Genomic DNA, 16,348 nt, shown 5'->3' with positions numbered 1-16,348 from the left:
CGGGGTCCGGTCACCGCCCTGGAACGAGCCATTCCTCGATCGCACGCGCGGTGTCCGCCGCCTTTTCCTCGATCACCGAGAAGTGATTGGCCGCCATCGGCCGTACGGTGTGCGAGGGGTCGAGCGGGGAGCTTCGCCAGCGGTCGAACTCCGGCTCGGCGCCGGGGAACCCCTCCGCGCACTGGAGGAACAGGACCGGCACCGGCACCGGGTCGTACTCCAGGTGTGCGGCGATCTCGAACCAGTGGGCCATGCCGGACAGCCGCGCGCTGTGGAACTCCCCGAACTCCGACTCGCTCCGGAAGATCTGGTCCAGCAACCCGCCGACCAGGCTGCCCTGTGACTCCACACCGGTGGGGCGGAAGGTGTCCATCATGACGACCGACTCCGGGAGGCGTCCGCCGGTCCGCTCGAGATGGCCGGTGACGGAGTAGGCGAGCGCGCCCGCCGAGGAGTGGCCGACCAGGACGTAGGGGTCGTGGTCGGCGGCCTGCTCGATGCTCGCCACCAGGGTGCGGAGGGCGACCTCGGCCGTGGCGGGCAGGCTCTCCCCCGCGCCGTAACCGGGCAGCGGGATCGCCGAGACCGGCCGGCTGCCACGGAAGTGGGCGGCCAGCCGGGCGTACTGGTGCACACCGCCGTTGACGACGGTCGAGCTGAGGCAGATCAGGCGGGGCGTGGCGGGCCCGTCGGCGAGGGACACCGGGCGGGCCATATGCCGGGGGTCGTCCGGCTGGTCGTAGGTGGGCCGGATTTTGGCGATCGCCTGCAGCATATGGAATCCGTCGCCCACCTTGTCCTCGACGACCGCGGTACGGAACATCCTGCTGACGGTGTCCTGTTCCCCGGCCGTCCCCTCCCGCGAGGCCGACTGCGGACCGGTTCCGCCGGGGCCGGCGAACTCGCGCCGTACCCAGCGGGCGAGTTCGGCGGGGGTCTTCTTGTCGAACACCAGCATCGGGGACAGTCGCAGCCCGGTCAGTGCGGTGAGCTTGTTGCGCAGCTCGATCGCGCTGAGCGAGTCGAATCCCAGCTCCAGGAAGTCGCGTTCGGGGTGGACGGCCGAGGCCTCGCCGTGGCCCAGCAGGGTGGCCGCGTAGCCACGTATCAGCTCCTCCACCGCGGTGTCCTGCTGGTCCTCGGTGAGCCCGGCGAGGCGCCTGCGCAGCCAGTCCGGACCGGTGCCGTCCAGGGTGGCGGCGGTGGCGGTACGGCGGGCCGGTGGCACCAGGGCGCGCATCAGCGGCGGCAGTTGGTCGGCGTGGGCGCGCAGGGTCGCCATGTTCATCCGCACCGGCACCGGGTTGGCGTGGCGCAGCGGAACCGCGGCGTCGAACAGGGCCAGGCCCTGGGCCACGGACAGCGGTGGCAGACCCGTCCGCGCGCTGCGCCGCAGCTCGGCCCCGTCCAGGGTCGCGGTCATCCCGGCGCTCTGCTCCCATGCGCCCCAGGCCAGGGAGGTCGCGGCCTGGCCGTGTGCGGCGCGGTGCGCGGCCAGGGCGTCCAGGAAGGCGTTCGCCGCCGCGTAGTTGCCCTGTCCGGCCGCGCCGCTGACTCCGGCCAGGGAGGAGAACATCACGAAGGCGGCCAGGTCCAGGTCGCGCGTCAGCTCATGCAGATGCCACGCCGCATCCACCTTGGGACGCAGTACGGTACTCAGCCGCTCCGGCGTCAGCGCCCCCACCACACCGTCGTCCAGCACACCCGCCGCATGCACCACCGCCGTCAGCGGATGCTCCGCCGGAATCGACGCCAGCACACCCGCCACCGCGTCCCGGTCGGCCACATCACACGCCACCACCGACACCTCGGCGCCCAGCTCCACCAACTCCGTCCGCAGCTCGGCCGCACCCGGAGCATCCAGCCCACGGCGGCTCGTCAGCAGCAGTCGGCGCACTCCGTGTCCGGTCACCAGATGGCGGGCCAGTTCGCCGCCCAGACCGCCGGTCCCGCCCGTGATCAGTACGGTCCCCGTGCCGTCCCACGGCTGGGTGGCGTCCTCGTCCGGGGCCAGCCGGGCAAGGCGTCCGACGCGCAGCGCGCCGTCCCGTACGACGGCCTGCGGCTCACCCGACGCCAGCAGAGCGGGCAGGTGGGCGGCGAGCACGCCGTGGTCCTCCGACGGTGTGCCGTCTTCCGCGCCGAGATCGAGCAGCACGAACCGGCCGGGGTTCTCCGTCTGGGCCGAGCGCACCAGCCCCCATGCCGCCGCGGCGGCGAGGTCCGCCACGGGTCCGCCGTCGTCGTCGGCGGCGACCGCGCCCCGAGTCACGAACACCAGCCGAGAGTGGGCGAACCGCTCCTCGGTCAGCCACGTCTGGACCAATTCGAGCACCTGCGCGATGGTTCGGTGGACCTCGGCCACGTCCGTGGACTCCGGCGATCCGATGGCCACCGACACCGCGTCCGGCACCGACTCCAGCGCCGCCAGCGCCGCCAGTCCCGTCGCCGTGGTGTCCGTCAGCTCGACGACGTCCGCAGCGCCGTCCGCCGCCGCGCCGCCCTCACCGCGTTGGGCGGGAATCCAGTCCAGGCGGAACAGGGCGTCGCGCGCCACCGCGCCGCCGTCCTGGGCCATGGCGTCCGGCGACACCAGGCGCAGCACCAGCGAGTCCACCGAGAGCACCGGGGCTCCGGCCGGATCGGTCGCCGTCAGCGCAACCGCGTCGGTGCCGACCTGGGCGAGCCGGACGCGCAGCATGGAGGCGCCGCCGGCGTGCAGCGACACTCCGTTCCAGGAGAACGGCAGCCGGCCGCCCCCGCCCGCTCCCAGGTCCACGAAGGACACCGCGTGCAAGGCGGCGTCCAGCAGCGCCGGATGCAGCCCGAACGAGGCCGCGTCCCGCGCCTCCTCCGGCAGGGCGGCCTCCGCGAACACCTCGCCACCGCGCCGCCACACCGCCCGCAGCCCCTGGAAGACCGGCCCGTATGCGAATCCGTCCGCGGCGGTGCGCTCGTAGAAGCCGTCGACGTCGACGGGCTCGGCACCCGGCGGAGGCCAGGCCGCGCCCTCCGGCGCGCCGGGTGTGTCGTACGGCATGTCGTGCGGCTCGCCCGGGGCCAGGGTGCCCGTGGCATGCCGGGTCCACGGGTGGTCGGGCGCGTCGGCGGGGCGTGAGTACAGGCTCAGCTCCCGGCGGCCCGACGCGTCGGGTGCGCCCGCCCACAGCTGTACGACCGCCGTGTCCCGCTCACCCAGGGCCAGCGGCTCGGCGAGGGTGAGCTCCTCCACTCGGGAGCAGCCGACCTGGTCGCCCGCGCGGGTCGCGAGCTCCAGGAAGCCCGTACCCGGGAAGAGCGCCGTGCCGCCCACCACATGGTCGGCCAGCCACGGGTGGGAGCCCACCGACAGGCGGCCGGTGAAGAGGACACCTTGGGAGCCCGCGAGTTCCACCTCGGCGCCGAGCAGAGGGTGCCGGGCGGGCGCCAGGCCCAGGCCGGAGGCGTCGTGGGCCGCGGGGAGCGCCGCCGACCAGTAACGCTCGCGCTGGAAGGCGTACGTCGGCAGCTCCACGCGGCGCGCGCCGCTGCCCGCGAAGAACGCCTCCCACCGCACCCCGGCGCCGGCGACATACAGTCCGGCCAGGGCCGCGACGACCGAGGCCTCCTCACCGCGGTCCTTGCGGCACAGGGGCACCACGGCCGCCTCCGGGGCCCGTTCGCCGAGGATGTCCCGGGTCAGCGCGGACAGGACCGCGTCCGGACCGATCTCGACGAAGGTGTCCACGCCCTGGTCGCCCAGTCGGCGCACGGCGTCGTCGAACCGTACCGCCTCCTGTGCGTGCCGCACCCAGTGGTCGGGCGAGCCGATCTCCTCCGCCGTGGCCGGGTGGCCGGTCAGGGTGGACACCAGCGGGATCCGCGGGGCCTGGTACGTAAGGGTTTCGGCGACCCGTCGGAAGTCCTCCAGCATCGGCTCCATGAGCGGCGAGTGGAAGGCGTGGCTGACCGTCAGCCGCCGGGTCTTGCGGCCGTCGGCGGTGAAGCGGGCGGCGAGTTCCAGCACCGCGTCCTCGGCCCCTGCGATCACCACCGAGCGCGGACCGTTGACGGCGGCGAGGGACACCCGGTCGGTGCGGTCGGCCAGCAGCGGTGTCACTTCCTCCTCGGTGGCCTGCAGCGACACCATCGCGCCGCCGGCGGGCAGCGCCTGCATCAGCCGGCCGCGCGCCGCCACCAGCGCGCACGCGTCGGCGAGGGACAGCACATCCGCGACGTGGGCGGCCGCGATCTCGCCGATCGAGTGGCCCGCCACCTGGTCCGGGGTGACGCCCCAGGACTCCAGCAGCCGGAACAGCGCGACCTCGAGGGCGAAGAGCGCGGGCTGGGTGTATTCGGTCCGGTCGAGCTCGGCGGCCTCGGGGGTGTCCGGCTCGGCGAACACCACATCCCGCAGCGGCCGGTCCAGCAGGGTGTCCAGATGCGCGAACACCGCGTCCAGGGCCCGTGCGAACTCCGGGAAGCGGTCGTACAGCTCCCGGCCCATACCGGGTCGCTGTGAGCCCTGGCCCGCGAACAGGAACGCCGTCTTGCGACCGCCACCGGCCGCGCCCCGGGCCAGCTCCACGACTCCGTCGTCGGTGGCCAGCAGCGCCACTCGGTGGTCGAGCGCGGAACGGCTCGTCGCCAGCGAATACGCCACGTCCAGCGGCCGGAGGCCGGGGTGGTGGTCCAGGTGTGCCAACAGCCGTTCGGTCTGGGCGCGCAGCGCCTCCTCGGTGGCTCCGGAGACGAACAAGGGCGCCGGCCGGTCGAACGGCGCGCTGACGTCGCCGGGTCCGCGCTCCGGGGCCGGGGCAGGTGCCGGTGCAGGTGTCGGTGCCTCTTCGAGGATCACATGCGCGTTGGTGCCGCTGATCCCGAACGACGAGATGCCCGCCCGGCGGGCCTTGTCGCCCGTCGGCCAGGGCACCGGTTCGGTGAGCAGCCGCACCGCCCCCGCCGACCAGTCGACGTGCGAGGACGGCGCGTCCACGTGCAGCGTCCTGGGCAGCGCCCCGTGCCGTAGCGCCATCGCCATCTTGATGACCCCGGCGATACCGGCGGCCGCCTGGGCGTGGCCGATGTTGGACTTGACCGACCCCAGCCACAGCGGCGCCGCCTCGGCGGGCCGACGGCCGTACGTCGCGAGCAGCGCCTGGGCCTCGATCGGGTCGCCCAGGGGCGTTCCGGTGCCGTGCCCCTCCACGGCGTCCACATCCGCGGCCGCCAGGCCGGCGTCAGCCAGGGCCTGGCGGATCACCCGCTGCTGGGACGGGCCGTTGGGAGCCGTCAGGCCGTTCGACGCGCCGTCCTGGTTGACGGCCGAGCCGCGTAGGACGGCCACCACCTCATGCCCGTTGCGCCGGGCGTCCGACAGCCGCTCGAGGGCGACAAGACCCGCGCCCTCGGCCCAGCCGGTGCCGTCCGCGGACTCCGAGAACGCCTTGCAGCGGCCGTCGGCGGCCAGCCCGCCCTGTGCGTTGAAGGCCAGGAACGGCCCGGGGTTGGCCATCACCGCCACGCCACCGGCCAGCGCCAGGGAGCACTCGCCCGAGCGCAGCGCCCGAGCGGCCCAGTGCAGCGCCACCAGCGACGCCGAGCAGGCCGTGTCCACCGTCACCGCGGGGCCCTCCAGGCCGAAGGTGTACGCCAGCCGACCGGAGATCACGCTGGTGGCCTCGCCGGTGAGATAGCGGCCCTGGAGCTCCGGGGGCGGGGTGTAGCCGCTCCCGGCGGCGCCGATGAACACGCCCGTGTCGCTGCCGCGCAGACCGGCCGGGTCGATGCCCGCCCGCTCCAGGGCCTCCCAGGCGACCTCCAGCAGCAGGCGCTGCTGCGGATCGGTGGCCAGTGCCTCGCGCGGGGAGATGCCGAAGAAGCCCGCGTCGAAGTGGCCCGCGGCGGAGAGGAATCCGCCCTCCCGCACGTAATCCCCCTCCAGCGGCCAGCCGCGGTCGGCGGGGAACGGGGACATCGCGTCCCGGCCGTCGGCCACGAGCCGCCACAGGTCCTCGGGCGAGGCGACGTCACCGGGGTAGCGGCAGCCCATGCCCACGATCACGATCGGGTCGTCGTCGGTGTCGCGTAGATCCACCCGGTGACGGCCGGCGGCCATGGCGGGCACCGCCACTTCGTCCCCGTCGCCGTCCCCGTCGCCGTCGCCGTCGCCGAACAGCTCGGTGAGCAGAAAGTCCGTGAGGAGGAGCGGGGTGGGGTAGTCGAAGACGAGGGTGGACGGCAGGCTCAGGCCGGTGACGGCGTCCAGCACATTACGCAGCTCCACCGCGGTCAAGGAGTCGAACCCGAGCTCCCTGAACGCGCGGTCGGCGCCGATCGCGTCCGCGTCGGCGTGTCCGAGCACCGCCGCGGCCTGATCGCGGACCAGGCCGAGCAGCAACTCGGCGCGCCCGGCGTCCGGCAGGCTCTCCAGCCGCTCCCGGAACGCGGCGACCGCCGACCGCTCCCCCTGCCGTGCCGCCCGGGCCCGCTCGAGGACGCGCCGGACCTCGGGGAGCCCGGACAGCAGGGGACTGGGCCGGGCCGACAGGAAGGCGGGGGCGAAGCGCTCCCAGTCGATGTCGGCCACGGTCACGGCCGCGTCCTGCCGGGTCACCGCGTCCCGCAGCGCGCTGATGGCCAGATCGGGGGTGAGGAGGCCGAGCCCGCGCCGAAGCAGATACTCGGACATCGCGTCCTCGGTGGCCATTCCGGCCCCGGCCCAGGCGCCCCAGGCCACCGACGTGGCCGTGGCGCCGCGCGCCCGCCTGGCCTCGGCCAGGGCGTCCAGATACGCGTTGGCCGCTCCGTACGCGCTCTGCCCACCGCTGCCCCACACCCCGGCGATCGAGGAGAACAGCACGAACAGGTCCAGCGGACGGTCGCCGAGCAGCGCGTCGAGGTTGGCCGCGCCCGCCACCTTGGCGGACACGATGTCGGCGACATCCGCAGGCCCCATCTCTCCCACCGGGACCGACCTGCCGACGCCGGCCGTGTGGACGACGCCGGTCAGCGGGGTGTCGGCGGGGATGTCGGCCAGCACGGCGGCCAGCGCCGGGCGGTCCGCCACATCACAGGCCACGATCGAGACCTGGCAGCCCGACTCGCCCAGCTCCGCCGCCAGCCGGGCCGCGCCCGGCGCATCCGGTCCGCGGCGGCTCGTCAGCACCAGCCGCTCGGCTCCGCTGCGGGCCAGCCAGCGCGCCACTTCCGCGCCCAGCGCCCCGGTGCCGCCGGTCACCAGCACCGTTCCCGTCGCGGAGAAGCCGCGCTCCTCGCGCTCCGTACGGCCGGATGCCAGCCTGCGGCCGAACAGACCGGACGGCCGGATCGCCACCTGGTCCTCGCCGTTGCCGCCGCCCATGCCATCGCCGACGGGCCCGGCGGCCAGCACCCCGGCCAGCCGCCGGGCGGCCCGCCGGTCGACGTCCTCGGGCAGGTCGACCAGACCGCCCCAGCGCCGCGGATGCTCCAGCGCGGCCACCCGGCCGAAGCCCCACACCTGGGCGTGAACGGGGCTCGCCACCCGGTCCGAGCGGCCGATCGACACCGCGCCCCGGGTCACACACCACAGCGGCGCCTCGATCCCGGCGTCGCCGAGGGCCTGCACCAGGGCCACGGTCTGTGCCAGGCCGACGGGCACGGCGGGATGCTCGGCGACCGGCGACTCGCCCAGCGCCAGCAGTGACAGCACCCCCGCGAAGCCCGCCCCGTCCGTGGACGTGGCTGTGGCTGTGGCTGTGGCTGTGGCCAACTGGGCCAGCCGCCCGGCCAAGGCCGTACGGTCCGCCTCACCGGCTCCGGGCTCGTCGACTTCGAGGAGGACGGCACCGGTCCCAAGGGCCGCGAGTACCGAGGTCACCCACGCGTCCTCGGCGTACCCCGCCGGCACCACCGCCAGCCAGGTCCCGGGGGCGGCCTCCACCGCCGTATCGGCCAGCGGCGTCCACACCACCCGATAGCGCCAGCCGTCGACCAGCGACCGCTCCCGTCGCTGCCGTCGCCATGACGACAGGGCGGGTACCACGGGGCTCAGCGCGGCGCCGTCGACGCGCAGGCTCGACGCCAGGGACTCGACGTCCTCCCGCTCCACCGCGGTCCAGAACTCCGCGTCGGCCGGGTCCGCATGGACCGTGCTCCGGATGTCCGCCTCCTCCTCCCCGGCCGCCTCGGGCCAGAAGCGCTCGCGCTGGAAGGCGTAGGTGGGCAACTCGACCCGGTGTGCCCCGGTGTCCGCGAAGAAGGCCGGCCAGTCCACCGCCACCCCGGCGACATGCAGTCGGGCCACCGCCGTGAGCAGGGCGGTCTCCTCGTCCCGGCCCCGGCGCAGCGCCGGAACCACGACCGTGTCGCCGGATCGCTCGGGCAGGTTGTCCTGCGCCATGGCGGAGAGCACGCCGTCGGGGCCGATTTCGAGGAAGGCGGTCACTCCGGCCGCGCCCATCGCGGCCACCCCGTCGGCGAACCGGACGGGCTCGCGTACATGCCGCACCCAGTACTCGGGCGAACACACCAGTTCCGCCGGCGCGGGCGCGCCGGTCACATCGGAGACGAGTGGGATACGCGGTGCCTGGAAGGACATCCCGGCCACCACGGTCCGGAACTCCTCCAGCATGGGCTCCATCAGCGGGGAGTGAAACGCATGGCTGACCGTCAGCCGTTTGGTCTTGCGCCCGTCGTCCGCGAACCGCGCCGCGACCTTGGACACCGCGGACTCGTCACCGGAGATCACGACCGAACGGGGGCCGTTCACCGCCGCGATCGACACGCGCTCGCCCAGATACGGGATCACCTCCTCCTCGGTGGCCTGCAGGGACACCATCACGCCACCGGCGGGCAGCGCCTGCATCAGCCAGCCGCGCGCCGCCACCAGCGCGCACGCGTCCGCGAGCGACAACACGCCCGCCACATGAGCGGCGGCCACCTCGCCCACCGAATGGCCCGCCAGGTGGTCGGGGCGCACCCCCCACGACTCCACCAGCCGGAACAGCGCCACTTCGAGAGCGAACAGCGCGGGCTGCGCCCACCCCGTCTCGTCCAGCAGCGCGGCCTCGGCCGACCCGGCCGGCGCGAACATCACCTGACGCAACGGACGGTCCAGGTGGCCGTCGAGGTGCCCGAACACCTCGTCCAGAGCCTTCGCGAACACCGGGAACCGCTCGTACAGCTCCCGGCCCATCCCCGCCCGCTGGCTGCCCTGGCCGGAGAACAGCAACCCGAGCCCGCCGCCCGGCCGCGCCACGCCCCGGGCTGCCCGCGCCACACCGTCCGGACCGGCCAGCAGTACGGCACGGTGTTCAAAGGCGGGACGGCCCGTCACCAGCGAGAAACCGACGTCCACCGATCGGGGCCCGGTGTCCGCCAGGAGCGCGGCGACGCGCTCGATCTGACCGTCCAGCGCCTCCTCGGTCTTCGCCGACACCGGCCACGGTACGACGCGGGGGACATGGGTCCCCGGGTCCGGCTCTTGCTCGGCCGGTGGCGCCTGTTCGACGATGACATGGGCGTTGGTGCCGCTCATACCGAACGACGACACCCCCGCCCGGCGCGGCCGCCCGGGGTCCGGCCACTCGACCGGGTCGGTCAGCAGCTCCACCGCCCCCGCCGACCAGTCCACATGGGACGACGGCCGATCGATGTGCAGCGTCCTGGGCAATGTGCCGTGGCGCAGCGCCATGACCATCTTGATCACACCGGCCACGCCCGCCGCGGCCTGGGAATGTCCGATGTTGGACTTCATCGACCCCAGCCACAGCGGACTGTCGGCGTCCCGGCCCTGACCGTAGGTGGCGAGGATCGCCTGTGCCTCGATGGGGTCGCCGAGGGTGGTGCCGGTGCCGTGGGCCTCCACCGCGTCCACATCCGACGTCGTCAGCCGGGCGTTGTCGAGCGCTTCCCGGATGACCCGCTGCTGGGCCGGGCCGTTGGGCGCGGTCAGGCCGTTGGACGCCCCGTCCTGGTTCACCGCGGTACCGCGGATGACCGCGAGCACCTGGTGGCCGTTGCGCTCTGCGTCGGACAGCCGCTCCAGTACGAGGATGCCGACCCCCTCCGACAGCCCGGTCCCGTCCGCCGCCTCAGCGAACGCCTTGCACCGGCCGTCCTCGGACAGTCCCCGCTGGGCGCTGAAGTCGATGATCACCCCGGGGGTGGACATCACCGCGACACCGCCGGCCAGGGCCAGCGAACACTCGCCGGTCCGCAGCGACTGCACCGCCCAGTGCAGGGCGACCAGCGACGACGAGCACGCGGTGTCGAGGGTGACGGCCGGCCCCTCCAGCCCGTAGAAGTACGACAGCCGCCCGGAGGCGATGGAGCCCGAGGCCCCGTCGAGGCCGTAGTCGTGGTACATCAGCCCCATGAAGACACCGGTCCGGCTGCCCTTCAGCGAGGCCGGGTCGATCGCCGCCCGCTCGACGGCTTCCCACGAGGTCTCCAGCAACAGCCGCTGCTGCGGATCCATGTGCAGGGCTTCGCGCGGTGAGATCCCGAAGAAGCCCGGGTCGAAGTCGGCCGCGTCGTAGAGGAAACCCCCCGAGCGCGTATACGACTTGCCCGGCGTGCCCGGCTCCGGATCGTACAGCTCCGACAGGTCCCATCCCCGCCCCACCGGGTAGCCGGAGGGCCGGCCGCGGTCCGTGGGAAACGCCGAGATGGCGTCGGTGCCCTCGGCGACCAACCGCCACAGCTCCTCCGGCGACGTCACCCCGCCCGGATAGCGGCAGCTCATCCCGACGATCGCGATCGGCTCCCGCTCGCCCGTCTCCAGCGCGAGCACCCGCTGACGGGTCTGGTGCAGGTCCGTCGTCACCTTCCGGAGGTATTCGAGGAGCTTTTCGTCGTCCATAGCAGCCTTCACCCGTATTCGGTCAGATGGTCGCCAGCCGTCGGCTCAGTGGAGGTCCAGCTCGTTGTCGATGAAGGCGAAGATCTCTTCCGCCGAGGACGCACCGAGCCGGGATTCCACCGAGGCCGAATCGGACTCGCCACCGGTCCACTTGAGCAGCAGGGATTGCAGCCGCACGGTCACGGCGCGGCGTCGTTCGTCGTCGGACACCGAGAACAGCAGCTCTTCCAGCCGGTCGATCTCGCGCAGGGCCGGATCCATGGTCTCGGTGTCATCGGACAGCTGAGCCGCCATGTACCCCGCGGCGGCCTGCGCGGTGGGGTAGTCGAAGACCAAGGTGGCGGGCAGCCGGAGTCCGGTCACCGCGTTGAGCTGGTTGCGCAGTTCCACCGCGGTCAGCGAGTCGAATCCGAGCTCGTTGAAGTTACGGTCCGCCTCGACCGCGTCGGCGGAACCGTGGCCCAGAATGGCGGCGACATGGCCGCGTACCAGATCGGTCAGCAGATCCAGCCGCTCCTGTGCGTCCAGCCCGGACAGCTGCCGCTTGAGGCCGTCGGCGTCACCGCCGCCCGCGGCCTGTCGGCTCAGCCTGCGCGACGCCGGGACCAACCCGCGCAACAGCGCGGGAATCTCGCCCCTACGAGTACGCAGGGCAGCGGTGTCCACCCGTGAGGCCGTCACCGTCGCCACGCCGGAAGCCAGCGCGGCGTCGAACGCCCGCAACCCCTCCGCAGCCGACAGCGGCAGCAGCCCCTGGCGCAGCAGCCGGGCACGGTCCACCTGGCTCAGCAGGCCGCCCATTCCGGTGTCCGACCATAGTCCGAAGGCCACGGAGGTGGCGGGCAGGCCCTCCTCGTGCCGATGCTGGGCGAGAGCGTCCAGGAACACATTCGCCGCCGCGTAATTCGCCTGACCCGCCGCCGCCACCGAACCACCGATCGACGAGAACAACACAAACGCGGTCAGCGGCATATCGTGCGTCAGCTCATGCAGATGCCAGGCGGCATCCGCCTTCGGCCGCAGCACCGCATCCCACTGCTCAGCCGTCAACGACCCGACCAGCCCGCTGTCACCCACACCCGCCGCATGAATCACGGCGGTCAGCGGACGCTCCCGGGGAACGGAAGCCAGCAGCTTCTCCACCGACGCCCGGTCCGCGACATCACAGCCCACCACGGTGACCGACGCGCCCAACTCCACCAGCTCATCCCGCAACGCCTCTGCGCCCTCAGCCGCCGGCCCCCGACGGGAGACAAGCAGCAGATGCCGCACCCCGTACTCGACCACCAGATGACGGGCCACCACCGCGCCGAGACCGCCCGTACCTCCCGTCACCAGTACCGTTCCCTCATCCCCGCCCAACGACGGAACGTCCGGTGCCTCAGGCCGCGCCATGCGGGTCAGCCGAGGCACCAGCATCTGACCGTCACGCCATGCCACCTCGGGTTCACCGCCGGCCACCACCGACGGCAGCACCCCCGCCACATCCTCACCCTCCGCCAGATCCAGCAGCACAAAACGCCCCGGATTCTCCGCCTCCGCAGCACGCACCAACCCCCACACCGGAGCCTGCGACACCACCACCCCCTCCCCCGACGACACCGCAACCCCACCCCGCGTCACCACCACCAACCGCGAACCACCCACCAACACACCCCGCACCGCACCCAACACCCGATCCACCACCGACCGCACCACCAACGGCACCTCGTCACCTACGACACCGCCGCAATCCAGCACGACCACCTCGGACTCAGCACCCTCGGCCTCAGCACCCTCGGCCTCAGCAGCCACCACATCCCAACCGACCCACTCCACCTCACCGCCCGGCTCCACCGCCACCGGACGCCACTCCACCTCCAACAACCCCGCGCCATCCGCCGAACCCAACTGCTCAGCCGTCACCGGACGCCCCACCATCGACCCCACCGACAACACCGGCCGACCACCCTCATCAGCCACCTCCAGCGCCAACGCATCCTTCCCCGGACGCGTCAACCGCACCCGCAACCGCGTCGCACCCGACGCATGCAACGACACCTGATTCCAGACGAACGGGAGCAGCACTCCGCCGCGCCCCTCGCCGTCGTCCGCGACCGGACCGTCCTCGCCCATCGCCGCGGCGACGCTGTTGACATGCATGGCCGCGTCCAGGAGCGCGGGGTGCAGGCCGAAACGGCGCGCGTCCGCATGGGCCGACTCGTCCAACACCACCTCGGCGAACACCTCGTCACCACGCCGCCACGCCGCCCGCAACCCCTGAAACGCCGGACCGTAGTGGTATCCGGCGCCGTCGAGGAATCCGTAGACACCGTCGACGTCCAGCTCAGTGGCTCGGGCGGGCGGCCATTGTGTGAGATCGGCGGCCGGGACAACCGACCCCGGCAACACCGTCGCCTCCGCATGCAACACCCACCCCGCATCCTCATCCACCCGCGAAAACACCCGCACCGAACGCCGACCACCAACCCCCTCATCACCCACCACCACCTGCACCTGCACACCACCCCGCTCCGGCACCACCAACGGAGCACCCAACATCAACTCCTCAACCACCCCACAACCCACCTCATCCCCAGCCCGCACCACCAACTCCACAAACCCCGTACCCGGCAACAACACCGCACCCAACACCTCATGATCAACCACCCACCCCTGCCCCTCCCGCGACAACCGACCCGTCAACACCACCCCATCCGAACCCGCCGACACCACCACCGCACCCAACACCGGATGCCCCACCACACCCAACCCCAACGACACCGGATCACCCACACCGATCTCGCTGTCGAGCCAGTACCGCTGCCGCTGGAAGGCGTACGTGGGCAGGTCCACGCGGCGCGCACCGGTGTCCGCGAACACCGCCGGCCAGTCCACGGCCACCCCGCCCATATGCGCGGTGGCCAGCGAGAGCACCATCCGGTCCCAGCCGCCTTCGTCGCGGCGCAGCGAGCCGGTGGCCACCGCCCGTACCTCGGCACGCTCGATGGACTCCTGCACGCCGACCGTCAGCACAGGGTGACTGCTGATCTCGACGAACCCGCGGAAACCCTTGTCCAGCAAGGCCCGCACCGCGGGTTCGAACCGCACCGGTTGGCGCAGATTGCGGTACCAGTACCCGGCGTCCAGTCCTTCCGTGTCCTGCCAGCCGTCGTCCACGGTGGAGTAGAAGGGGATGTCCGAGGGCCGGGGGCGGATCGGCGCAAGGGCCTCGGCCAGGCGGTCGGCGATCTGTTCCACCTGTGCGGAGTGCGAGGCGTAGTCCACCTCGATCAGCCGGGCGCGGACACCCTCCTCCACCAGGGCGGTGTGCAACTTCTCGACCGCTCCGGCCTCACCGGAGACCACCACGGACGACGGTCCGTTCACCGCCGCGATCGACACGGCGTCCGCAAAGCCGCCTGCCGGCTTCAACTCCGACTCCGATCCCGCGAGTCGCCGCTCGACCTGTTCCAGCGGCTCGGGGATCGACATCATCCGGCCCTGACCGGCCAGTACTTCGGCGATGATCCTGCTGCGCAGGGCCACCACCCGGGCCCCGTCATCGAGCGACAGCGCACCCGCCACGCAGGCGGCGGCGATCTCGCCCTGGGAGTGGCCCACCACGGCGGCCGGCTCCACGCCGCAGGAGCGCCATACCGCGGCGAGCGAGACCATCACCGCCCACAGCGCCGGCTGGACCACGTCCACCCGGTCGAGCGCGTCCTGGTCGTCGAGGACAGCCGACAGCGACCAGTCCACGACCTTCGACAGCGCGTTCTCGCACGCGAGCATCGTCTGCTGGAAGACGGTGTTGGACTCCAGCAGTTCTGCCGCCATGCCGGTCCACTGGGTGCCCTGGCCCGGGAACACGAACACGACCCGCGGCGCCTCGCGGGCGGCCCCGGTCACCACCCCGGTGGCGGGTGTGCCGGTGGCCAGCGCGGCGAGTCCTTGTACGAACTCCTCGCGGTCCCGGCCGACCACGGCGGCACGGTGCTCGAACCTGGTCCGGCCGGTGACCAGCGAAAGCCCGATGTCGGCGGGCGCGAGCCCGTCGTTCCCCGTCACGGTGGCCAGCAGCCGGGCGGCCTGGGCGCGCAGCGCCTCCGGTGTCCTGCCGGAGAGCACCCAGGGGACCGCCCCGGACCACTCCGGACCGGGGCTTTCGGGTTCCTCGCCGGGTGGGCTCTGCTCCAGGATCACATGCACATTGGTGCCGCTGGCCCCGAACGCGGAGACGCCCGCGCGGCGCAGATGTCCCGTCTCCGGCCACGCCACCGGTTCGGTCAGCAGCTCCACCGCCCCAGCCGACCAGTCGACCTGTGCGGAGGGCGCGTCCAGGTGCAGCGTACGGGGCAGGGTGCCGTGGCGCATGGCCATGACCATCTTGATCACGCCCGCGACCCCGGCGGCCGCCTGGGTGTGCCCGATGTTGGACTTGATGGAGCCCAGCAACAGCGGGTGATGGCCTTCCCGGCCCCGCCCATAGGTCGCGAGCAGCGCCTGGGCCTCGATGGGGTCGCCCAGCGTGGTACCGGTGCCGTGTGCCTCCACCGCGTCGACATCGGCGGCGGACAGGCCCGCGTTCGCGAGGGCCTGGCGGATCAGCCGCTGCTGCGCCGGGCCGTTCGGCGCGGTCTGTCCGCTGCTGCGGCCGTCCTGGTTGACGGCGCTGCCGCGGATCACCGCGAGCACCGGGTGGCCGTTGCGGCGCGCGTCGGACAGCCGCTCCAGGAGCAGCATCCCGGCGCCCTCGCCCCAGCCGGTGCCGTCGGCGGCGTCCGAGAAGGACTTGCAGCGGCCGTCGGGTGACAGTCCGCGCTGCTGGGAGAAGACCTTGAAGAGCTGGGGGGTCGCCATCACCGTGACCCCGCCCGCGAGCGCGAGACCGCACTCCTCCCGGCGCAGCGCCTGGCAGGCCAGATGGACGGCGGCCAACGAGGACGAACACGCGGTGTCAATCGTGACGGAGGGGCCTTCGAGCCCGAGGGTGTACGAGACGCCGCCGCTGAGCAGGCTGCCGCCCGAGGTGGTGCTGACGGGCTGGCCGAGTGCGTAGTCGTGGTGCATGGCCCCGGTGAACACCCCGGTGGTGGCGCCCTTCAGGGACAGCGGGTCGATACCGGCGCGCTCGAGCACTTCCCATGAACACTCCAGCAGCAGCCGCTGCTGCGGGTCCATGTGCAGCGCCTCGACGGGGCTGATACCGAACGGGGCCGGGTCGAACTCCCCGCCGTCGTGCAGAAAGCCGCCCTCGCGGGCGTAGAACTTCCCCGCCTTGCCCGGCTCCGGATCATAGCCGCCGTCGATGTCCCAGCCACGGTCGGTCGGGAAGTCCGACACCGCGTCGACGCCGTCGGCCACCAGCTGCCACAGCTCCTCGGGCGAGGTGACGTCGCCGGGGTAGCGGCAGCTCATCGCCACGATGGCCACGGGCTCCCGCGTCGCACCGGAGAGCTTGGCGTTCTGCACCCGCAGGCGCTCGTTCTCCTTCAGCGACAGGCGAAGCGCACTGACCAGCTTCTCATCGGAGTCGGTCAT

2 protein-coding genes are annotated in these 16,348 nt (G+C 72.8%); both read right to left on the bottom strand.

The annotated features are described in order from the left end of the window. Positions 1-10 precede the first annotated feature (10 nt). Positions 11-10,825 carry a type I polyketide synthase gene (locus ACH4U7_RS02000; RefSeq protein ID WP_398526083.1) on the bottom strand — a complete coding sequence of 3,605 codons (10,815 nt, stop codon included), beginning with the start codon at positions 10,823-10,825 and terminating at the stop codon, positions 11-13. Between the two features lie 45 nt (positions 10,826-10,870). Beyond that, on the bottom strand, positions 10,871-16,348 hold the full coding sequence (locus tag ACH4U7_RS01995) for an SDR family NAD(P)-dependent oxidoreductase (protein WP_398526082.1): 5,478 nt from the start codon (positions 16,346-16,348) through the stop codon (positions 10,871-10,873).

The sequence above is a fragment of the Streptomyces sp. NPDC020845 genome, from assembly GCF_044334165.1.
GTDB lineage: Bacteria > Actinomycetota > Actinomycetes > Streptomycetales > Streptomycetaceae > Streptomyces.
The sequence above is the reverse complement of the archived record's forward strand: the minus strand, read 5'-3'. Positions and strand labels throughout refer to the sequence as shown.